General features: G+C 62.0%; 27 protein-coding genes and 1 tRNA gene. 20 read left to right on the forward strand and 8 right to left on the reverse strand.

From position 1 onward, the window contains the following. Window positions 1-312: 312 nt before the first annotated feature. A tRNA-Met gene (locus tag VIL88_RS02445) sits at window positions 313-391 on the reverse strand. 110 nt (window positions 392-501) lie between these two features. Between VIL88_RS02445 and VIL88_RS02450 the strand changes: the two genes are divergently transcribed. The 17 genes from VIL88_RS02450 (at window position 502) to VIL88_RS02530 (ending at window position 10680) form a co-directional block, all read left to right on the forward strand. Next, on the forward strand, window positions 502-1956 hold the full coding sequence (locus tag VIL88_RS02450; RefSeq protein WP_331985561.1) for an integrase family protein: 1455 nt from the start codon (window positions 502-504) through the stop codon (window positions 1954-1956). After that, window positions 1953-2198, forward strand: a complete 246-nt coding sequence (locus VIL88_RS02455) for a hypothetical protein (RefSeq protein WP_331985563.1) — start codon at window positions 1953-1955, stop codon at window positions 2196-2198. Before VIL88_RS02450 ends, VIL88_RS02455 begins: the two co-directional genes overlap by 4 nt. Before the next feature lie 265 nt (window positions 2199-2463). Further along, entirely contained in the window at window positions 2464-3096 is a 633-nt protein-coding gene (locus VIL88_RS02460) for a hypothetical protein (protein WP_331985565.1), read from the forward strand. After that, a complete protein-coding gene (locus VIL88_RS02465; protein ID WP_331985567.1) occupies window positions 3096-3731 on the forward strand; it encodes a GcrA family cell cycle regulator in 636 nt (211 codons plus the stop codon). Before VIL88_RS02460 ends, VIL88_RS02465 begins: the two co-directional genes overlap by 1 nt. Continuing rightward, window positions 3728-4564, forward strand: a complete 837-nt coding sequence (locus VIL88_RS02470; RefSeq protein WP_331985569.1) for a hypothetical protein — start codon at window positions 3728-3730, stop codon at window positions 4562-4564. The genes VIL88_RS02465 and VIL88_RS02470 overlap by 4 nt, the downstream gene beginning before the upstream one ends. A gap of 64 nt (window positions 4565-4628) precedes the next feature. Further along, window positions 4629-4961: a hypothetical protein gene (locus VIL88_RS02475; protein WP_331985571.1), complete on the forward strand. Its 333-nt coding sequence runs from the start codon at window positions 4629-4631 to the stop codon at window positions 4959-4961. Beyond that, on the forward strand, window positions 4958-5080 hold the full coding sequence (locus VIL88_RS02480; protein WP_331985573.1) for a hypothetical protein: 123 nt from the start codon (window positions 4958-4960) through the stop codon (window positions 5078-5080). The genes VIL88_RS02475 and VIL88_RS02480 overlap by 4 nt, the downstream gene beginning before the upstream one ends. Continuing rightward, window positions 5077-5319 carry a hypothetical protein gene (locus VIL88_RS02485; RefSeq protein WP_331985575.1) on the forward strand — a complete coding sequence of 81 codons (243 nt, stop codon included), beginning with the start codon at window positions 5077-5079 and terminating at the stop codon, window positions 5317-5319. Before VIL88_RS02480 ends, VIL88_RS02485 begins: the two co-directional genes overlap by 4 nt. Continuing rightward, entirely contained in the window at window positions 5316-5906 is a 591-nt protein-coding gene (locus VIL88_RS02490; protein WP_331985577.1) for a hypothetical protein, read from the forward strand. Before VIL88_RS02485 ends, VIL88_RS02490 begins: the two co-directional genes overlap by 4 nt. Continuing rightward, a complete protein-coding gene (locus VIL88_RS02495) occupies window positions 5903-6442 on the forward strand; it encodes a hypothetical protein (protein WP_331985579.1) in 540 nt (179 codons plus the stop codon). The genes VIL88_RS02490 and VIL88_RS02495 overlap by 4 nt, the downstream gene beginning before the upstream one ends. Further along, on the forward strand, window positions 6439-6732 hold the full coding sequence (locus tag VIL88_RS02500; protein ID WP_331985581.1) for a hypothetical protein: 294 nt from the start codon (window positions 6439-6441) through the stop codon (window positions 6730-6732). The genes VIL88_RS02495 and VIL88_RS02500 overlap by 4 nt, the downstream gene beginning before the upstream one ends. After that, entirely contained in the window at window positions 6725-7102 is a 378-nt protein-coding gene (locus tag VIL88_RS02505; protein ID WP_331985583.1) for a hypothetical protein, read from the forward strand. Before VIL88_RS02500 ends, VIL88_RS02505 begins: the two co-directional genes overlap by 8 nt. A gap of 156 nt (window positions 7103-7258) precedes the next feature. Then, window positions 7259-8842 carry an AAA family ATPase gene (locus VIL88_RS02510; RefSeq protein WP_331985585.1) on the forward strand — a complete coding sequence of 528 codons (1584 nt, stop codon included), beginning with the start codon at window positions 7259-7261 and terminating at the stop codon, window positions 8840-8842. Beyond that, on the forward strand, window positions 8842-9060 hold the full coding sequence (locus tag VIL88_RS02515) for a hypothetical protein (protein ID WP_331985587.1): 219 nt from the start codon (window positions 8842-8844) through the stop codon (window positions 9058-9060). Before VIL88_RS02510 ends, VIL88_RS02515 begins: the two co-directional genes overlap by 1 nt. After that, window positions 9057-9296, forward strand: a complete 240-nt coding sequence (locus VIL88_RS02520; protein ID WP_331985589.1) for a hypothetical protein — start codon at window positions 9057-9059, stop codon at window positions 9294-9296. The genes VIL88_RS02515 and VIL88_RS02520 overlap by 4 nt, the downstream gene beginning before the upstream one ends. After that, entirely contained in the window at window positions 9289-9879 is a 591-nt protein-coding gene (locus VIL88_RS02525; RefSeq protein ID WP_331985591.1) for a hypothetical protein, read from the forward strand. Before VIL88_RS02520 ends, VIL88_RS02525 begins: the two co-directional genes overlap by 8 nt. 132 nt (window positions 9880-10011) lie before the next feature. Continuing rightward, window positions 10012-10680: a hypothetical protein gene (locus tag VIL88_RS02530; protein WP_331985593.1), complete on the forward strand. Its 669-nt coding sequence runs from the start codon at window positions 10012-10014 to the stop codon at window positions 10678-10680. A 35-nt stretch (window positions 10681-10715) separates the two neighbouring features. Here VIL88_RS02530 and VIL88_RS02535 read toward each other — a convergent pair whose 3' ends face one another. From VIL88_RS02535 to VIL88_RS02555, 5 genes are all read right to left on the reverse strand, one after another. Continuing rightward, window positions 10716-10841 (reverse strand): hypothetical protein, encoded by a 126-nt coding sequence (locus VIL88_RS02535; RefSeq protein WP_331985595.1) that lies wholly within the window; start codon window positions 10839-10841, stop codon window positions 10716-10718. A gap of 220 nt (window positions 10842-11061) precedes the next feature. Further along, a complete protein-coding gene (locus VIL88_RS02540; protein WP_331985597.1) occupies window positions 11062-11538 on the reverse strand; it encodes a hypothetical protein in 477 nt (158 codons plus the stop codon). Continuing rightward, complete coding sequence (locus VIL88_RS02545) at window positions 11531-11797, reverse strand: hypothetical protein (RefSeq protein ID WP_331985599.1); 267 nt, start codon at window positions 11795-11797, stop codon at window positions 11531-11533. Before VIL88_RS02545 ends, VIL88_RS02540 begins: the two co-directional genes overlap by 8 nt. Before the next feature lie 133 nt (window positions 11798-11930). Further along, complete coding sequence (locus VIL88_RS02550; RefSeq protein WP_331985601.1) at window positions 11931-12476, reverse strand: hypothetical protein; 546 nt, start codon at window positions 12474-12476, stop codon at window positions 11931-11933. A 73-nt stretch (window positions 12477-12549) separates the two neighbouring features. After that, window positions 12550-12765 (reverse strand): hypothetical protein, encoded by a 216-nt coding sequence (locus VIL88_RS02555; RefSeq protein WP_331985603.1) that lies wholly within the window; start codon window positions 12763-12765, stop codon window positions 12550-12552. 545 nt (window positions 12766-13310) lie between these two features. Between VIL88_RS02555 and VIL88_RS02560 the strand changes: the two genes are divergently transcribed. Genes VIL88_RS02560 through VIL88_RS02570 form a run of 3 tightly spaced genes read left to right on the forward strand, consistent with a single transcriptional unit; the run spans window position 13311 to window position 17679 of the window. Continuing rightward, window positions 13311-16430, forward strand: a complete 3120-nt coding sequence (locus VIL88_RS02560; RefSeq protein WP_331985605.1) for a bifunctional DNA primase/polymerase — start codon at window positions 13311-13313, stop codon at window positions 16428-16430. Window positions 16431-16434: 4 nt separating this feature from the next. Then, the gene (locus VIL88_RS02565; protein WP_331985607.1) at window positions 16435-16839 is read left to right on the forward strand and encodes a hypothetical protein; all 405 of its coding nucleotides are present in this window, start codon (window positions 16435-16437) and stop codon (window positions 16837-16839) included. Window positions 16840-16887: 48 nt separating this feature from the next. Beyond that, window positions 16888-17679 (forward strand): hypothetical protein, encoded by a 792-nt coding sequence (locus tag VIL88_RS02570; RefSeq protein WP_331985609.1) that lies wholly within the window; start codon window positions 16888-16890, stop codon window positions 17677-17679. Here VIL88_RS02570 and VIL88_RS02575 read toward each other — a convergent pair. Continuing rightward, window positions 17672-18883, reverse strand: coding sequence for a hypothetical protein (locus VIL88_RS02575; protein WP_331985611.1), 1212 nt, complete (start codon window positions 18881-18883; stop codon window positions 17672-17674). The two genes, VIL88_RS02570 and VIL88_RS02575, sit on opposite strands and share 8 nt — an antisense overlap. A 1-nt stretch (window position 18884) precedes the next feature. Continuing rightward, a complete protein-coding gene (locus VIL88_RS02580) occupies window positions 18885-19349 on the reverse strand; it encodes a hypothetical protein (protein WP_331985613.1) in 465 nt (154 codons plus the stop codon). Window positions 19350-19925 lie beyond the last annotated feature (576 nt).

The following is a 19925-nucleotide window of genomic DNA, read 5'->3' on the forward strand; positions in this document are numbered from 1 at the left end:
CGTACGCGGGACGAGGTTGCAGCGGATTTGCGCTTGCCGCGATCCACATAGGACGGCTGGTGCGCTGGCCGTAGCGCAGCCTTGGAAGGAACGATCAGGAGGATGCTTGTGCTGCTGGACGAGAGCTACGCTCGAAAAAGTGGGCAGCTTCCAACGCCGAGTGGGCGCAGCATGAAGCCACAATGCCCCGTCTATTATCCACAGCTTAAGCTATAAAGGGGTCGATGTTTTGTAGTCGGCGTCCCAACCGTGTCCCAGGGCAAATGGACATAAGGCAAAAAAGGAAAACCCCCGGTTTCCCGGGGGTTTGATTGGTAGCGAAGCCCAGATTTGAACTGGGGACACACGGATTATGATTCCGTATGTCACGCTGTTTCCGCTGCTCTGCGCGCAGCCGAAACCCTTGTTTGTTAAGGATAGCCGGGCTTTTGGCCTTCCACAACCCCGCCCGCCATGCTCGATGGACTTGTCCCAGATTTGTCCCAGGTGGATTCGGTCCCGATGGCCCAGATAGACATCAAGCAACCCACCGTGGCGAAGGCCATGGCCGACAGCCGCAACGGCGTCGACAGATATGAGGTCGCCGATAGCCGCGCAAAGGGGCTCAGGCTCCGCGTGAGCGCCGGCCAGGTGATCTGGCAGTTCCGGTTCATGATGGACAAGCAAGCCTCCAGGCTGACCCTGGGGACGGTCGAGACGTGGTCCATAGCCGAAGCCAGGACGCTGGTGTCTGACGCCCAGGTGCTGATCCGCGGCAAGATCCGCCGGCCCGACGACGCGTGGGTTGCCGAGCAGCTGATCGCCCACGGCAAGGTCACGGCGCCCGTGGTGCCTATCCTTGCAGCCCAGGCGGAGACCTGGACCTGGGAACGTGCGGTCCGGCTGTTCATCGAGCACGTCGAGGCCACCCTGCGGGAGGCGACGTTCAAGGACTACCGGAACCGTTTAACCCGGACCCCCGAACTCGCCCGGTTCGCCGGTTTGCCCGTCGCCGGCATCACGCGCAAGGACGCCGCCAAGGTGCTGGCCGACATCCACTCCCGTGGTGTCGAGAGCCAGAGCGAGCACTTGCGCGACGTCATCAAGAGCATGTGGAGATGGCTCTGCTTGGACCAGCATTCCGACGAGAGCGGCGTCCATGACAATGTGATGGTCGGCCTGCGAGCGCCGGACCGCACGAAGCTGGAGGAAGTGCGCCAAGGTGAATACATCCCGCCCATGCATGAGGTCGGTCGCATCATGGCGATCGCCAAAAGCGGTGCCATCGACGAGCGCATTTCCCTGGCAATCCAGCTGCTCGTCTACACGTGCCAGCGGGTGACCCCGATCTCGAAGGCACGGCGCGACGGCATGGCGTTCGCGGAGGACCGGCGGCAAGGCACCTGGTCAATGTCGGCAGCGCACCGCAAGACAGCGGACAAGCGCGGGGACCGGGCCGACCATATCGTTCCCCTGCCACCACAGGCATGGGCCGTGGTCGAGCGTGCCAAGGAGCTCACGGAAGAGATGGATCACCCCAGGCTCTTCCCTGGCTATCGTCCGAAGAAAGCCGGGGGGCCGGTGGATGCCATAGCGCAGTCGGCGATCCAGCATAACGTCAGCTACATGCCCGGCGTCATAGCGACCCCGCACGACATCAGGCGGAGCTTCGCCAGCCTCGCGGCGGAGAAGTTCGAGTGGACGCTCGAAGACGTGAAGTCGATCCTGGACCACAATGAAGGCGTGAAGTCCGGCGACGTGACAGCCAGGTCGTACCTGTTCAAGGGCACCCACAAGAAGTGGCGGATTGCTCGCGCCTGGTGCGACTGGGTCGACGAAGCAACCGCCGAGGCCATTGCATATGATCGCCGGCTCCATGATGTTGACTGGCTGAAGGCGCAGATCGAATACAACCGGCGCCGGCATAAGGGGCTGCGCTTGCCGAAGGTCGACTTGAAGAAGAGGGTAGCAGCATGAGCGATCTCGACGACTTCATGAAGTCCATGGCCGAACCCGGCCCCGGTGAGCGCGAGGCCTTGGAAGCCGAAGCCAAGGCCGCACTGGTGTCCGGTCACGTCTCTGTCCACGACGCGCTGCAGGGCTGGCAGCGAGGGTGGATCGATGACCAGCGCGCTATGCAGCTGACCGGGATCGGCAGCGTCGCCGAAATGCTGGATGCTTGCCGCTCGAGCGACATCGAGATCCGCCGCAATACCTGACTACAAAAGGTGAGTTATGTTGACACGCCGGCGAGTTGCCCACGACACGCCGGCGACCTGCCGGTGACCTGCCGGCAACTCGCCGGCGTGTCAAATAGGAATGGATACCTATTAGGAAAATCGACCTAAAATCCATAAGTCCTTGATGTCGCAGTAACTTTTTCGCGTTCCGGCGCAAAAACGATTCGACAAAGCGGAAAGGTGGGCCCATTCTAAGCGTGCTGGAGATGTGCAATCAGGCACCCCGGCAGCCCAGGAGGGCGCTATGACAATCGACATCACTATCGGCATTGATCTGTCCAATGCCACGATCGACGGCGAGCCCGTCACACACGCTGACATCGACAAGGTCGGCGCCGGCTACAGTGCTTCTGTCGGCACGCAGAGCCGCTACTTTTCCGAGATAATGTTCTACGACCGCGACGCTGGCCGCCGTTTTATCCTCAGCAAGCTCGACGGCTTTGTGGACGAGGTGCAGCAGGAAGCGCTCGACTTGGTGTCCAAGTTCGGACCGTTCGTCTTGAAGAAAGAGCGTGACGTCATCACGCTCTACACATCGATGGCAAGCCGTGAAGAGGGCTACAGCCGCAAGAAACTGCAGGCGGCCATCGACAGTATCGCTGCCCGTTCCAAGGCCGTGCGCGAGGGCGCTGCAAAACTTCCCTCCCTTCCCCGCACCATGTCCGACGCCCAGGTCGTCGCTGGCATCCGCTACCTCACAGGCCTGGACGCCGACCGTGCCGCAAAGGCGAACCGCGTGGGCTGGAGCAATGCCCACTCGCAGCTCGGTCACTGGGCTTGCGCCCATCTCGACACCTATCCTGCCGAGGCCATCGCCGTCGCGCGTCAGTTCATCGACCGCTACCTCGGCCAGTTGCGCACCGGAGGTATCGTCTGATGCCTCGATTCACACGCGTTCTCGCGCACATCAGCGACGAGACATTCATCGCCACCATCCTGGACGCCGCCAGCGCCCAGGACGCCGCCGATAGCATGGGCGTCACCACCCGTACCCTTCGGCACGATCTCGCGCACCGCGGTCTCCCGGGCTTCATCCAGCTCCGCGCACAGCACGGCATCAAGTCCGTCGCTCCCACGCCGTGGACCGGCGCCATGATCGACCAGCTGAAGGCCTTGCACCGCGAGGGCAAATCGGCAGCGCTCATCGGCGCCGAGATGGGGCTCACGAAGAACGCGGTAATCGGCAAGGCCAGCCGTATCGGCATCAAGCTGGGGGCGCCCACGACGAGGAAAGAGGGGGCACCCCGTCGCCAGCGCTCGAAGAAGATCCCGTATGCCGGCAGCCCCGATATGGCACCGATCAAGCGCCATGTGCCCCGCAAGGCCGGCGAGCCAAGCGTGATGCCGTCACGCTCGAAGCAAGAAGCAGCGCGCCGTGCGTCCGCCGCCGACCGTGAAGCCGATCGCGCGCTTATAGAGCAGGCGATCGCCGAAGGCCGGATCACCCGCTGTGCCCCCGGGCACGCATGGAACACCAACCTCAAAGCACGCGTAATGGGGATAGAACTATGAACGCCGTCATGAACATTTCCATCGACCTGGGCGCTGCCTCGGTCACCGTCGCCGGCGTCCTGCTTTCGGGCACGGCCACCGTCTCCGTACCGGTCGACCGCCAGGGGCTGCTGTCCTTGCTCGGCGTGCAGCAGCCGGTGCTGGAATTGCCGGTCGATCAGCGCGTGGACCAGGAGCCGCTGCCTGAAGGGTCGATTGGCAAGAAGCGTGGTCGCGAGCGGTTGCTGGCGCACGTGCCCGACGAGACGCTGACCGAGATCACAAGGTCGTCAAGCTCCACGGCAGAAGCAGCCGAGAAGCTCCAAGTTGGGGCGGGGGTCGTAAATTGTGAAATTCGCCGTCTCGGCTTGAGCCGCAAATCATTCAAGGGCGCGAACCTGAAGCGCATGTGGGAGCGGATCAAAGCGGCAAGGGTCGATCCAGACGGATTGCCTGAGACGGTCGTCGAGGAAGCCGATGCCGACGCTCCAGACGCAAGCACCACGGTCGGGCCGGCTCCGGAACCCGAACCGGTTGTCGAGGCGGAGATGGAAGCCGTTGCCACCATCGTCGAGACGCCGGAAGACCCTGCCTTCGAAATACAGGTGATCAAGACCAGCGACGGGCGTAGGGGCAAAAAGCGTCAGCTGGCTGCCATGTCAGACACGGAGATCCTCGGGATCATCCAGGATGCCGAGGATATAGACCAGGCAGCAAAGGCATTGGGCGTGAAGACCTGGACGGTCACCAGCGAGCTCAAGCGCATGGGGATCAAGTCGTTTGCCGCTACCCGGAAGGAGACCGCGCCCCGGGTGGAACAGGCGCCGATCTTTCATCCCGGATTGGCTTCGTGATCCGGTAGCCCACATACCGGGCTACTACGACATCCTAGAGGAGATCACGCAGCGCGCAATCGACTTGAACCTCTGGCACGAGGACGAGGACGGCAACGTAATCAAGGAGCCGCGCTACGACCCGGAATTCGAGAGGCGGGTTAATGCCTTCAAGTTCAAGTTCGAGCAGCCCGAAGTCGAAGAGCCGGCTCCGGTCGTGGTCCAGGTGCCGAAGCCTAGGCGCCCGGTGATCCGGGCGCCCAAGGACGATGACGAACTGAAGTTCAACGCTTGGCAGGGGCGCAGGTCCGCCCCCGTGAAGTCCGATCCCGCCGAGGATGCCCGGCTCGTCGCCGAGGCCCTCGCCTGGGGAAAGGTCACCCATTGCCCGCCAGGCTACGCAAGGAATGCCAAATGAATCCTCTTACACATGAGCAGTACCGGGCAGCCCTGCTGAAGCTGCACCTGCTGGCCGACAAGGCCATCCGCCCGGGCACACGCAAGCCCAAGGCCGTCAAGAAAGCGAGGGCGAAATGAGCCAGTCCTCTTTCGACTTCCGCCCTCCCGTGACGCCCGAGGAGCGCCGCGCCCTGGCAGCGCTCGAGACATGCTACGGCCTCGTCCACAGCCTGATCGTAGAGTTCGGTGTGGACGAGGCGACCCTCGTTCGCTTCGGCAAGCACGCGTTCAACTTGCCCGGGTCGTCAACCAGCATCTGCGGCATTCTGGACGAGGCGGACGCCGTGCTCGGCGCCGCGAAAGCGAGGGTGAAATGACAGTTACAACAAGCGACATCATGCGCCTCGTCATCCCCGTCCAGTGGGCCATTATCCTCATGCGTGGCGGCATCGGCTGTGGCGACCTGGATGCAGCAGAGGGCTATGCAGACGAGCTGCAGGAGGCGATGGATACCTTCGAGCCGAAGGTTGCCGATGACCTTGCGTTGAAGGCCGAGTTCGATGAATGGTCCGCTCCGTTACGCCAGGCCGTATCTACCCTACGCACGTCGGTAGCTGCGCAACGCGCCGCCTTGCCGCCGCAAGTCGAATTCAAGTCCGACGCGTTCGACACGTGGCGGTGGACCCCGCGGCAGCATGCCCGCGCAGCGGCACGCAAAGCACTCCGTCACGGAACCGGCAACGTTGTTGCCGATGAGCAGGTCGCGGCCCACCACTGGCGTCTGCTCCTCGAGGATGCCGTGGACCCGGAACAGTGCCTGGCTCGCGTGGCATGGCATGAGCGCAAGGTAGTCGAGGCGGGCGGCGTTCCCGAACCAGCGATCGTAATCCCGGATGATCCGGTCGAGGTGTCCGCCGAGGAATACAAGGCGGCGGTGCGCTACAAGGCGAGGAAGGCCCTATGAAGCGCCCCGATCCCGCCCAGTACGACTTGCTCGACTGGATCGACGCCCGCGTCGCCGCCGAACGCCCCATTTGGACGCAGGACACTGCCATCTCGGCGTTCAAGACCCTGCTCGCGGAGTTCCATGACACCGCAGTTGTTGGTGATCGCCGTGCCCAGGATGACGTGATCTACAGGATCAATGGGTTCGTCCACCAGGTCTTCGATGATAGCCGGCACTGGCGGCTGTATCAGCCGTTTGCGCACAACTACAACGTCCGCCTGTGGATGCTCTCCCACATCAACAACGAGGATCGTTCATTGTCTCGTCAGTACCTCCTCGGCGAGAAATTTGCCGCTTACGCGAAGGTCGAAGGCGAACAGGTCATGGTGCATTGCCCGGGACTTTCAGCGACCCGTGTCACCCTTATCCATTATCCCAGGCCGACCCGGCACTACTGGGCAGGCCTGGGGATAACTGGCTTCCATGCGCTCCAGGGCAGGACACCTTTGGAGTACATCCTCTCTCGCTGCACGCCGGATCGGATCGCACCATGATCGAGCCCCTGCACCGCATCGGGTTGCTGATACTGGCCGTCGACACCCGCTATCGCCACGATGCCGCCGAGACGGGGCATGAGCGGGACGTCCTCGCCTTCCGCTACCGCCGTCTGACCACGTCCGTCCTAATGACGGACGCCAAGCTCGAGACCGCGTACGATGGGTTGAACCGGGCAAACCTGCCGGCCCGGTTCCGGATGGAGCAATGCCGCGTGCTGGAGCTGCTGGAGCACCGGCTCGAGAGTACCCCCGATCCGATCCTGGGGGATGACGATGTTGATGCGTGACATCATCCTCGCTAAAGCTGCCGGCACGATCTTAGTGCTGGAGGCGGACGTGGCGACAGTGGACCCGGAACAGGATGCCTTCGAGCAAGACGTCTTGTTCATATTCCCGAATTCGCCGGCGAGCCGCTTGGCCCGCGCGTGCGGCGGCGTGAACCACCGGACGGCCCAGAAATGGATCAGCGGCCAGATCACTCCCCCGGCTGACGTAAAAGCATATGTCAGGGCGCAGAAAGCCGAACTGACGCGGACTGGGTTTCACCGGGAAGTCGAGAAGCTGTTGGCCCAGCATGCCGGCAATCTGGACGGCGAGGTGGTCGCCGCCCAGTTGGCGCGGTTCTACGAAGAGATCACGGCATACAAGGCGCAGTAACCAGCCGTTAAGGACCATCATAGAGGCCGGTGGACACGCCGGCCTTTTTCGTCTTCGTTGGCTGAAGGACGTCTATGCCTGCTGTTCGGCAGCGGCATGACGTCATTACCGGTCCGCCCCTTTTCGGAAGAGGCGCGACGTCACCAGGACGAAGCCATGGCCGACACTCCGCAGCGCAAGCTGCCCTCCCCCCAATCGCAGTCCGCATCTCGCCACTGGGACAATCGCGAGCGCGCTATCCGTTATGGCAAGTCGATCCCCACGTTGCTGGACCGCATGCGCGGCCACGTCGCCTATAAGAATTCCCCGCTCCTGGACGTCCGACAGGAATGCGACGTCCTGCTGGACCGTGACGAGCAGCCGGAGTCTGTTCGAAAGGCCCTCGCGGTCTGCCGGGATGTACCGACAGCGACCAATTGTTTCGCGGTCCACCAGCTTGCCCAGGGCCAGGAGGAAGTCGAGCGCGCTTTCTTGTGGCACGCTGCCATCCGGGGTCACGAAGTGGCGGTGCCCTTGTTCATGGTCCGCATGCTGCAGTCACGGAACCCGTACGACAAGGTTGGCTACATCAAGGGGCTCGGTCTCGCGACCGGGCTCATGGTCGACCATGGTGTTTTCCACCCCGATGACGGCCTCGAGCCGGTCGAGATCGACGAGTGCCGGGCGATGGGAATGGCACGTCTACGGGCCATCGGGCTGCTGGTCGAGGAGCTCGATGTCGTCGAGGAAGACCAGGACCAGCCGCTCGCACCTGAAGACGACGACCCCGGCCTCTATGCGACAAACGAGGAGATCGAGGAAAGCGAGCGGGCGGTGCGTGATGCAATACCGATGAGCTGGCCCGGGGGCGACAAGCCGTTGTTCAGGAAGCGCGGACCGACGCTTACTCCCGTCCCGCAGGTCCTCCTGCTGAGGCCCGACAGCAAGCACCGGCAGGAGATCGTCGCCCACGCGAAGAAGATCGCAGGCAAGCCATTACCGCTTGTGGGCGGGGACCGGCTGGCCGAGGCGCGCGCTGCGCTCCGGCACAGTCATCCACACTTGCATCCGGAGACCGACCGCATCCTGAACCGCCAGGCGGGACGCAAGTTTCCATCCTTCCGGCTAATCCTCGCGGGTCCGCCAGGGGCTGGAAAGACGAGCTACGCTGTCGCACTGGGAGAGGGCCTGGGCATGAAGCCGATGATCTATCCGGCGGGCGGCGTTGCCGACGCGTCGTTCGGCGGCACGAGCAGCCAATACTCGTCCGGACGCATGAGCAATCCCCTGCAGTACGTCTGCGAAACCGGCATCGCCAATCCCATGCTCATCCTTGACGAGCCAGAGAAGATGGGCACGGGCACGCACAACGGGAACCTGGGCGACGTGCTGCTCAATTTCATCGAGCCCCTTACGGCAGCCCGCTTTTTCGATCCCGGCCTGGAGACAACCGTCGATCTGTCCGCGGTCTCCTGGGTGCTGTGCGTCAACGACCTGGACAAGCTGTCGAGGCCGCTGCGCGACCGGTGTCGTGTGATCCAGATACCGGAAGCGGGGCCGGAGCACATCGGGGATATCACGAAGCGGATCATCGCCGGCATCGTCGAGCAGCGCGGCTTTCATCCCGACTGGCACGGCCCGCTGGAGCCGGACGAGATCGAGATCGTCAAGAAGATGTGGCCGGGCGGGAGCATGCGGCAGCTGGCCAACATCGTCGAAGAGCTGGTCGAAAATAGAGAGCGCGCGAAGGGGATGCACTGATGAGCGCTTACGACGAAGCATACGACGTGTATCGGGACGTGCTGCAGCAGATCGCTGTCCACGATCCCTCCCGTGCTCTCCGTGCCGCTGCGGAGCGGGCACGTGCCACCCTGTCGCACGCCGATATGGCCGCGGTCACCGACCTGGCCGGCGGCTCGGTCTACGAAGGCCGGCTGCTGACCGCCCGCGCCCACATCACTGTCCTGGAGGCGGCGTGATCATGCACCTGGAAACGAGCCTGGCCCGGAACGGATTTTTCGTCTGCGTCGGTCAGATCGCCCGGCTCGCGGAGGGGGAGGACGGTGCTCTTGCGAGAGCGGTGTTGGAGCAGCCCGATTACGCCAACCTGCGCCGGCTGCTCAACGCTTCGCACGGCAAGCCATGGCGTCTGCCGCTGCTCGAGGCTCTGGCCGAGATCGGGATGCTCTATGCTCAGGAGATGGTCTATGGCTGACGACGCATACATCGAATACATGACCCGCCAGGTCGACCAGTTCCGCGAACAGGGGCGCTGGGTCCTGGGACCGGACGTCAGCTTCATGGTGCGCGGCGCCCGTTTCGACGAAGACGGCATCTATCTCGACTATGACGTCGAGCCCGGCCCCGGGAAGCGCGGGCTCGTCGATCTTCCGGATCGCCGGGTATTGATGGAGCTGCTCGCTCGCACCTATCACGTCCGCAGCAAGTGGGCCGACCGGGAGACTGGCCGAGACAGGAGGCTGCCGCCCGAAAGCTGGGACGAGCTGGTGATGCGTCATTTCCCCGTCTACCGCTGCGGCCTGGCCGTGGGTGCCGGTTGGGGAGATCTCTTGATGGCCACCGCGGACTGGATCGGTGAAGTGGATCCGTACTACCCCGGTTTTGTCGACGTTAAAGACAAGATGGGCGGGCTCGAGCTGGCGGGCCCGGTGTCCGATGTCGATATCGTTGACGACATCATCGCGTCGGCGGAGCAGCTGTCGGAGTTCATCTGCGAGGTGTGCGGCAAGCCCGGCTGGAACCGCGACGGCAGGACGGTGTGCAGGGATCACGAATAACCTGCCGGCACCTCGCCCGCAGGCCTCCCCGCCCTCGCCGGTGACCCGCCGGCGAGTTGCGCCGGTGTCATCTAAACTCACTGTTGGCAGTCATGATTTCGTCGGGCATGTTGGTGCGGAACGAGGACAATGATGGCTTTCTGGAAACGCAACAACCCGCCGCCGCCCCGCGCTCCGGAGCCCGAGCCGGTCGTGGAGCAAACAGCGGCCGAGTTGCTGGCGGAGAGCGTCCGCCTCTTGAAGGCCGGATTGAAGCTGGAAGCCGAGGAGGAGATGGCGCCGGTCGAACAGTCGCTCCAGGACAGCGAAAGCCGCCTGGCTGCCGCCCAGCACACGGCTGACAGCATGGGCCTTTGGCAGGCCCTCGCTTATTCGATCCAGGCCCTTCAGCACCACCACAGCTGGATCAAGCTGGACGAGAAATACAAGACGCCGGCGACTGGGGTCACCATCACCGCAGGCGACCGCCGATCCGTCGATGGCACCGACCACATCGGACTACTGCTGACTGTCGAGGGTAGGTCCTATGTCCTCAAGTGGACGCGGTCCAACTTTCAGGGCGACATCTATGGCAACGCCTCCTTCGAGACGCAGGAGCAGCAAGCCCTTTTCTCCATCGATTACCACGTGACCGATCGGCACGATCTCGAGCGCGTGCACCCGGGGGCAGTGACGAAGATCAGCCTGGGCGAATGGGTCCACGATCTGGTGCGGCTGTCGGAGCGGCTCCGTGCGGCACACGACCTACAGATGACGTCGATGCGGGCCGAGTTCGCTGCCGACAAGGCAAAGGATATCTGAAACAAAAAGGCCGCCCCGGAGGACGGCCTTCCCGTTTAGAGCCAGCGGGTCAGTGCCAGCATCATCGCGACCACCTTCGGGTGCAGGAAGCACCCTACGCGGACGCGGTAGATGCTACCGCCTTCCGACTGGCTGGTCTCGAGTTCGAAGAGTGCGATCATCTCGCAAACTCCCATCTCTACGACATGCGGCCCTTATAGTAGCCAATGACTGCATGTCCCGGACCAGCGGGGTTGGGGATTTTGATTTTCGCCGTTGGTCGATCCCCTGCACGCCTTGGCTATACCGGTGGGCGCCTAATGCTAACCCGTATCCAAGACTTAAGAGTGCCAGGTTCGACCTTCAAGAGAGGTCGTAAGGATTTTGTGAAATCCTTACAGGTCAGGACGCGGCCTTCGGCTGTGTGCGTCGGCGGGCCGGCTTGACTTCAGTCTGGCCATCCTTGGTGGTGAGCACGATCACGCTGTCGCGGACGTCCATCATTGTCGCTGTCGCAGTTCGGATGTCGTCGCGTAGCTCGCCCATGGCGTTCTGGAAGGAGGTCTTCACTTCTGCCAAGTCGGTCATTTCGACGTAGTGCTTTTCAGCGTAACCACGGAATTCATGCAGTTCGGTCCGGATCGTGCTGAAGCCCTCGCCTAGGGTGACAACAAGTTCGTTGGTCCCCTTGATGAGTTCCTCGTGCTCTTTCTTCGACTTGGATAGCTTAGCGACCACTTCCCTAATAATGGCCGCGCGAGCCTTCTTGATGATGTAGTGCATGATGAAGCCGCCGATGGCGCCGAAGACAGTCCCGCCGATCGGAATACCGATCATGAGCAGCTGGCCCAGGGTGATGGTGGGGTCGAGGTTAAACAAGGTCAGTTCTCCGTAGGCCCGCGAAGACCGGAGATCTGCGCTTCATTGAAATCGTGGCACCGGCGGATGACGCCGTTTGCCTTGTCGAGTTGCCCGCGCTCCGCTTCAGCAGCATGAGGGTGCGCTGTGAAACCTGAGCCTTGACCTCCGCGCCTTCGGGGAAGGCGGACTTCGGAACCATGGCGCTCATCTTGGCGATGGTCTGCAGCAGGTTCGGATCGGTGGTGAAGTAGGTCTCGGTCCAATAACCCGGCGCCATGACGGACGGAGCGCCTCGACGACCTTTCCAATGACCGACGGCAGGACTTGGAACACAGACGCGGTCTGGATCACCGGGAAGGCCAGCGTGCGGATGCCGTCACGGCTCTCGGCGGAAAAATATTCGTTGAGGTTCATGCGGCTCTCCTCCGCGGTGAAAGGGTCGGCAAGAATTCGTAGGCCTGGCCGTCGAGCCGCAGCTCGCGGCAGACGTATTCGGCGATGCAGAGCGCATCGGCGACGTCGTCGGTCTCGGGATCGAAGCCCAGGTCGAGGACGTGCTGGACAGAGCGCAGCTTGGTGTCGCCCTTGGCCTTCGCCACGCCCTTCGGCGCCGGGATGATGCGGGACTGCCAAGACGCGGTGCGTACGCCGTAGAACCCGGTGCCGTGGTTCGCCGCGGTCATTTCGGCGATGCCGTAGATGGCGACGGTCAAGAAGCTCGAGGCCCCGCGCAGGTGCGGGCTCTCGGCTACGATGAAGTCCGACTTCCACTCGGCAACGAGGGCGTCGAACTGGATCGAGGCCGACACCAATACCTTTGGCTGGCGCTGGAAGTCGCCCCTGTCGGCCTTGGTCAGGTCGGTATCCAGGCGCAGGAGCCCGAATGGCAGCACGACGCCAAGCTCGAGGACTGCCCACCCGGTCTTGGTGGCCGTGTCGAGGACGACGACGCGCATCAGGCTGCCTCCATCGTGGATTCGGGGAAAAGGATCGGCAGCAGGTCCAGGCCGAGGGCCTCGGCGATCCCGTTCAGCCGCCCGATACCGATCGCTCGGGCACGCAGCCGGCGGCATTGGCCGCGCGCAGCATGTGGAGGACCTTGCGATCGAAAGAGGGATAGACGGCACGGACATCCGACACAGACATCTGCCTGGCCGAAATCGTGCGGACGATCTCGGTTACCAGGCGCGGACGTGCCGCGGTAAGGGTCCGGACCCCGATGTCAGGTGTACCGATCTCCCTCATGCGGCACACGCTAGAAACGTGTCTTCCGCGGCATGGCCGACTTCCAATCCGTCGGCGATTGCGTACAGACGCTCTTTCGAAAGCATTCCGTCCTGGGCGTCGCGTAGTCCCTGCCACTGTGGCCGAGTAACGCGCGGATCTACTTGCCGGATGTTCTCGATAGTGAGGCCGCGGGAATGGATTGCCGCGCTAATCAGCGCAAGCAAAGCTTCGCGAATACTACGATCCGCCTGCCGAAGATCGATAGTATGTGACTCGTATTCGCACATGCTAACTGCCCGATGCCCCGTGCAAATCGTAGGCAGACGGCTCGATCAAAAACAAGCGACGTGTCGGAATAAATTTCCACACCGATCTATATGAACACTGTTCATGAACATCGGGGGCATGGATCTTAATTAGACTTTCGAAAGATCTCGTTTTTCTTAACCTTACTTCGCGCTTGCTTGTTGCGCGATGCCGGGATCAGCCACATACTCCCTGGATGGACCGGACGAAGATCCGGCCATGTGTGTGTGCAGATCCGATACCCGAGGCGCGTCCGCGTGGGCCTTTTCAAGCCTGAAGACATCGCGAAATTGAGCGGCGTTTCCGTCGAAGCCTTACCGGCTTCCGGAACCGAGCAGTTGTACATGCCCGGCGAAACCCTCTTCGGCGCCGTTGCCATGGATGCACGTGAGCGCGGCTGGGCGATCTTCCCGCAAGAACGCACCCTCCGCTTGCCGTCCCGCATCGACGGCAAGCACATCAAGATTTCCGCTTATTTCGAATTCTTGCCGACCATCGAGGAGACCCGTCGCTGGTCCCTGCAGGCCGCCGGCTCCAACGGCGCCGTGCTGATGGGTCATGACGGCCTGTTCACTCTCGATCTCGACTGCGGCCCCGAGCGTGCGCGTGCCGCCATCGACCTCGCTTTCCGTATCCTCGGGCCCACTCCGCTGGTCCGCGACGGCTCCCGTCCCGCCCTCCTCTACCGCCTTGCTGGCAAGCCCAAGTCGCGCACGGCTTTCTTCGACGACGGCGAGGATGCCGTCGAGCTGCTCGGCCACGGAAAGGCGCTGACGGCATTCGGCCAGCACCACAAGACAGGCCGCTATTTCACCTGGCGCGGGTCGTTCCCGTGGAACGTGGCGCCGACCGCAGCCCCCGTAGTCAACCAGGCGCAGGTCGACGCTTTCTTCTCCGCACTCATCGAGCTCGGGCAGATGCGCTCCAGGCCGACCAAGATGGCGGAGATCACGATCGACGGGCAGACCGTCACGGTCCCCGCCGGTGAGGGTTGGACGCTCGACGCCGATGGCTTGGTCAGCGATGGCCGCGATGCATTCATGTGGTCGCTGTCCCGCGAGATTGTCCGCACCGGGGACCGGGACGACGGAGAGCTGAACCGCATCCGGCTGAAGAGCAAAGTGCTTGGTGCCTTCTTGGCCGCCCAGTCGCCCTCGCGCGCGTGGGATAAGCAGCGTGCCAAGGCCGCGGTCAGCGAGAAAGTCGACCGCGGCATGGTCCGCGTCGCGACCGGCCAGCTGGGCGGCGGCATGGCGGCAGTGCAGCCGGTATTCGAGCAGCCGTCACCGTTCCCGTGGATCGATCCCCGCGGGACCGTCCGCGCCGAGTTCACCAACGGAGACGATGCCGCCCGGGCGGACCGGACGCTGCAGACGGACCGCACAGTCATCGGGGCGAAGGTGACCAAGTCGGTCAAGCAAGGGCTCCGCGACTACCTCGACGACGTCGTTGCAGGGGTCGACGCGGTCCATGCGCTCAATGCGCCGACCGGTGCCGGCAAGACCAGGAAAGCCATTGCCGAAATTGCCGACGACGCCCGGCTGAGGGGCAAGACGCTGGCATTCGCGCTGCCGACCTACCAGAACATCGACGAAGCGCTACAGGCTGCGGACAAGGCAGGCCTCAAGGCAATGCCGTACCAGGGCAAGCTGGCCCTGTGCCAACGTGCCGACGAAATGAAGCTGGTGCAGGACGCCGGCAAGTCGAACGCCGGCATGTGCCGTTCCCGGCTGACCAGCGCATCCGGCATCGTCGAGGACGTTCAATGTACGTTCTACCATTCGTGCGAAGCCATCGCGCAGAAGTCCAAGATCGCGGCGTCGGATATCGTGTTCCTCCCGAAAGCGTTCCTAGACGTGGAATTGCCCGACGAGCTAAAAGCCGTGGACGGTCTGGTGATCGACGAATCCTTCTTCGGATCCGTGGTCCATCGCGGCGACATCCCGGTCGATGCATTCCATATCCCAAGGCCGGAACCAAAGCCGAACCGGGATGACGTCGACCATGGCCGCGCCGGCGCCGATCTCCTCCGCTTCCGCAGGGCTGCCGCCGATATCGTGACGAAGGCTTTCCTCGATGGCCTCGATCCTGCCGATGTCCTGGCCTCCATTCCCAATGGTCTCGAGCTGGCGCGCTTTGCCAAGCGGGTCTGCGGCGCGGCGATCACTTCGGTGCACCGGATAACGCCGACGATGTCGCCAGCCAAGCTGGCGGCCTGGGTGGTGGAGCCCGAGAGCGAGCACGTCAGGACCGAACACCGCTTCTGGTCCATCGCAATCGCCCGCGTCGAGGCCTTGCTAGCGGACAAGGCGCAGGCCGAGATCTATGGGCCAAAGCGTCCGTACGCGCGCGGGGGGCAGGAGAGTCAATATCAGCTCCTCGGCGGCGACACCGTCCGCATTTCGTGGATGTCAGAACCGAACTGGAGCGACAAGCCCACGCTGTTGCTAGACGCTTCCGGCGATCCCGAGATCACCCGCAGGATTTTTCCCAGACGGAAGATCAAGACGACCACCGTGCCGGCGGATCTCAACGTCCGCGTGATGGCCGTGCTCGACAGGCGGTTCGCGCTGCGGACGATCCTGCCTCCGGCGGACGCGACGCCCGAGGAGCGCATGGCTGCGGCGCAGGTGATCCACGAGATCCGGCAGGCCATCAGCGCGATCGCCGGTTTCCATGCGAACGGCCATGTAGTCGTGCACCTGAATTTGGCTGTCCGCCGGATCGTCGAGCTCGATTGGTTGAAGTCGGCCAACGTCGACATCCTCCATCCGGGCGCGGTCGCAGGTCTCGACTTCGCCCGCAACCACGTCGCCGCTTTTAGTGTGGGCCGCATGGAGCTGCCCGTCTCGGAGATCGATTCCCAAGTAGCGGCGCTGACCTCGAACGACGCGATCCCCGAAGCCCCGATCGACGTCACCGGCACGGGCGTGGACGAGCTCGGGAAGACCATCTATCCGCACGTAGTCACCCGCTCCCTGCCGCTCCGGGACGGGCGCAACGTTTCCTACCGCACGCAAGAGCACGCCGGCCCGATGGCCCGTGCCGTGCAGGCCCAGCACCGTGAGGAAGCCGTCCGCCAATTCATAGGTCGCCTCCGTCCAATATTCCGCGACGACACGCCTTACGTTTATATCGCTGGGCAAGCGATCCCCGACGACTTGATTGTGGACGAGGTCTGCTCATGGCAGGACATCCTGAATTCGGGGGCCAAGTACTGGGATGCCGTCAGGGCTGCAGGCGGTATCATCTCGACGTCGCTGATGACGGCAGCCGACAAGGACACCGGGACGATCGAGGACTACAGCGCATGGGTCGCGACGCTCGGGCCTGAGGTCTTGGCCAACTATCACTCGGTCGGCATCGCCTGGGGTTGACGAGGTGGAGACCATCTACGTGCCGGGACATGTCGATGGCGACTATGTCGGGCAGAAGGTCGTGTCGGAGTTCCGGCGCATGGCGGTGACCGGTGGTGTCTATCTCGGCAACACCGCGCTGGTCCGCTGCACCACGGCGGTAAAGGCCGCCGGCGTCCGTCCCTTCGATGTGGTCGAGGAGTACCTGCTGTCTCCGGAAGAACGCGCCGCCGGGGAGCGTCGCGCCAACTCGTCAGCACGGGCAATCGCCATCAGGCGTGGCGAGTGGAAGCCGGGCCTGGGTTCATATCGCTGCGGCGAGGGCGAGTACGAGAGAATGAGCGCGCCGGTGGGAGTATGGGCCGTACTAAAGAGGCTCAATGACCCATGGGTCCGCAGCACTGACACTAACTCCAAGGCCAGGAAATGAACTCAACAACAGCTTTATTAGGGTTCTTTCAGATATGGGATGTTAACGATGTGGTATGATTATCGCCTGCGCCAAATTCTCAAAGAACTCGAATTAAACTACTTCAGTATCGACCCAGATGGAGAATCGGGGCGAGGCAACGCCGGATACTATTGGAGGATTCCAGGCACAAACGGTTGGGACGGCCCAGAAGAGGACACCTTATTATGCCTGCGCCGTGCACGGCTGGCGCTGAAATCCGAGTTTGAGTTTGTCGGTTCGACGATTTCAAAATTCAATCGAGACCAACCCGACGAACTAAATCGAATTCTAATAAGTTTTGGAGTGAAAAGGTTTTTCCGTGTAATAGGCGCACCGTTCCTACTGTGGCGCGGCAAACGCCCTGTCCTTGATCCTACTCTTCAACCGACTGGCCTCTATTCAGTTCTAATCGACTCACAGTCGATTACAGAGGGCTTGCGGACCTTGCGCTGTGCATTTCCTAGCATGCAAAGCTCTCGAGCTAGCTTTCAGAGTGGCGTGCTCCTTGACGTGTGCCGACGTAACCAACTGGAATTTCCCGGACGGCAACCTAAAAAATTAGCACTGTTTCAAACCTATAGAAAAACGTTTTCCCAGCAGCGAACTAAGACTGACACGCAGCAATCGCACCATTTCGGTCGCTGGAACAGTTTTTACAGACGCCCAAAAGCTGACATGGTGCGACACCAAGCAAGTGACAGTCTCGGCAACCGCGCTTTTATGGCTTCGGGCTGCCTCACGAGATCCGATCGCCCAAAGAAGGTCGAGCTAGTCACTTTCAGTCGCTACGGTGAATGGGCAACGTGCGGTCTCATTTAGCCAGTTTCGCAAGGTCAGGCTCCGAACGCTGGAGCATGTCGATCATGTCCTCGACTTCGCGAAGCTTCGTGTCGGCAGGGACCATGTCCAGCACTCTAAGAGACTGGGCTATTTGGGCCTCACGCGAGCGCAAAAGCAGGTCCGATCGCGACTGCAGTGTCCAGACGTTCCAATCATCTCGGTATGGCTCGAAGAGCTCCTCGACAGTGCCGGCCGCCCGATACACCACGTTGGGCATGTTGTTGCCATAATCGAAAATGCACCAGACGAAATTCTTTCCGTCGCTGGTCATGGCGATCGGAAGATAGGCGATCCATGTATGCACAGCGCCCTGTCCGATGGTCAGTACTCCAAATGCCTCCTCGCCGTTGCCGAGCAGCCGGCTTCCTAACTCGAACTCCGAACGCACCGTCTCAGCGATCTCGTAACCGGCCAGAGCGCTACGGCGTTCGGTGTGGTACCACCGATTGATGCAGGCATTCGCTACCATCGAGCGGGTGATGGACCTCAGGTTACGGGGCTGCAAGGAATAGTCTGTGTAATTTATCCAAAGCGACCTAATTGCATCCACGTCATCGGCCACGAAGGCTTCGTCTCTTCCGGGAGCGAGAAGACGCGGTAGTTCAGCTGGCTCCACATGGAGATGATCGGCTAGGCCGATAAGTATTGAGATGGAGTCGACCGCGAGCCTGTAGGCGTCCTGCACGTTCTCGGCGGTATAGTCGGAGGCCGGAATGTTCAGATACGGTGCGTGAAAGCCGAGTTCAGCCCCTTTCGCCAAAGACCTATCCGGCAATTGGTTGGACAGCGTGCCCTCCACTACCGGCTCCACATCGGGATATCGCTCCGATCCACCCAGAAAGGCGATTGCGCAGGCGGAATAACAATAGTCACCACTTGCGACCTCTGTTGCGACGCCCTGTCGCCTGAATGTCTCCGCCAGCAGCAGACCTTCCGGATAGCTACCGCCTGGGCTGTTTAGTTGAACGACTAGCCTATCCCACTGACCGACGCCCTCCGATGCGGGTTGGAGCACCCGGAGAAAGGTGTCCGTGTCGCCGTCTTCTACCGGACCCTCGAAGCGAATAGTTGAGACCCTAGTTCCGTTTTGCTCATTAATGCCGAGCCAGCTAACTTCTGCCGCGAAAGCAGCGGATGTGATCGCAAGTACAGACGCTGCCGCGATGACCGATGCCCTGATCATATCAGTCTGCAATTCCTGGACAGAGCGCATTGAACATTGCCATGGCCGTTGGATAGCCGGAGGCGGACGAGCCATCGAGAATCTCTCCGCTACTGATCCTCCTGACGTCGAAATCGGCGTAGGTGTCCGACGTACGTCTCCCCAGTATCGCGTATCGCTCGCCGCCGAGATCGGTCCACATCATAGTCTTGCAGTTCGCGTATACTGTCGGCTCAACCTTCACCTCGGCCAAGGTCCTGCGGACGCAAGCCATGGAATTGTCGAGGTTGTACTCGACGCAGAATCCTTTCGCGTCTTCAGGCGTGTGTTCGACCTGGATCACGGCGTTCTCCGTCCCTATGCCGGTCTTGGAAAGCACGGTCGCGGTCATACCGGCACGTGAGCCGTAATAGACCTGCTCGGCCAGCGCCGGCGAAATCGCCAGAGCCGCGACGACTGTCGCTAGGAGAGGTGTGGAATAGCGCATCAGATCCCCCTGATTACTTTGTTAGATCCCAGTTTTTGCACGCATGGCGCTGCAACACTGGAATGCTTGAGAATCCGATGACGCCATATTAACGCGGACGAGATTTAGCTTCACGCGGTTCGCATCCGTCGATGTTGAACGGTTGGGGGGCAGTTTTGCGTAGCAGCGTTTTCGGGATCGCGGCGGCAACGCTGATATGTCTGTCGCCGGTGGTTTTCGCCCAAGACTGGTCGCCCGATCCGGCGGTGCAGTCATCCATGAATGCCGGCGCTGCCGACATTGCAGAAACCCAGCGCGCGATAGAAGCAAGGGAGCAGACATCCTAAGCGCCGAAGACCTAGCGACTGTGAACGACCTCGCCGCTCAACTCGAGGGGATGTGGTCTCGGCATCTGGAGTAGGACATCGCCGCGGTAACTGCGGCGGAGGACTTGGCCAAACGCATCTTGACCAATCATCGGACCAGCACCGCAACGAGGGAATTCCATGGTCGATCGACCGTCCGCGCGGCCGTGGGCTTCTCGTTCGAGGAATTGTGGGATGGTGGAGCTACCCCACCTCGATTATGCAAACGGAT

Source organism: Devosia sp. (assembly GCF_036563435.1).
Classification (GTDB): domain Bacteria; phylum Pseudomonadota; class Alphaproteobacteria; order Rhizobiales; family Devosiaceae; genus Devosia.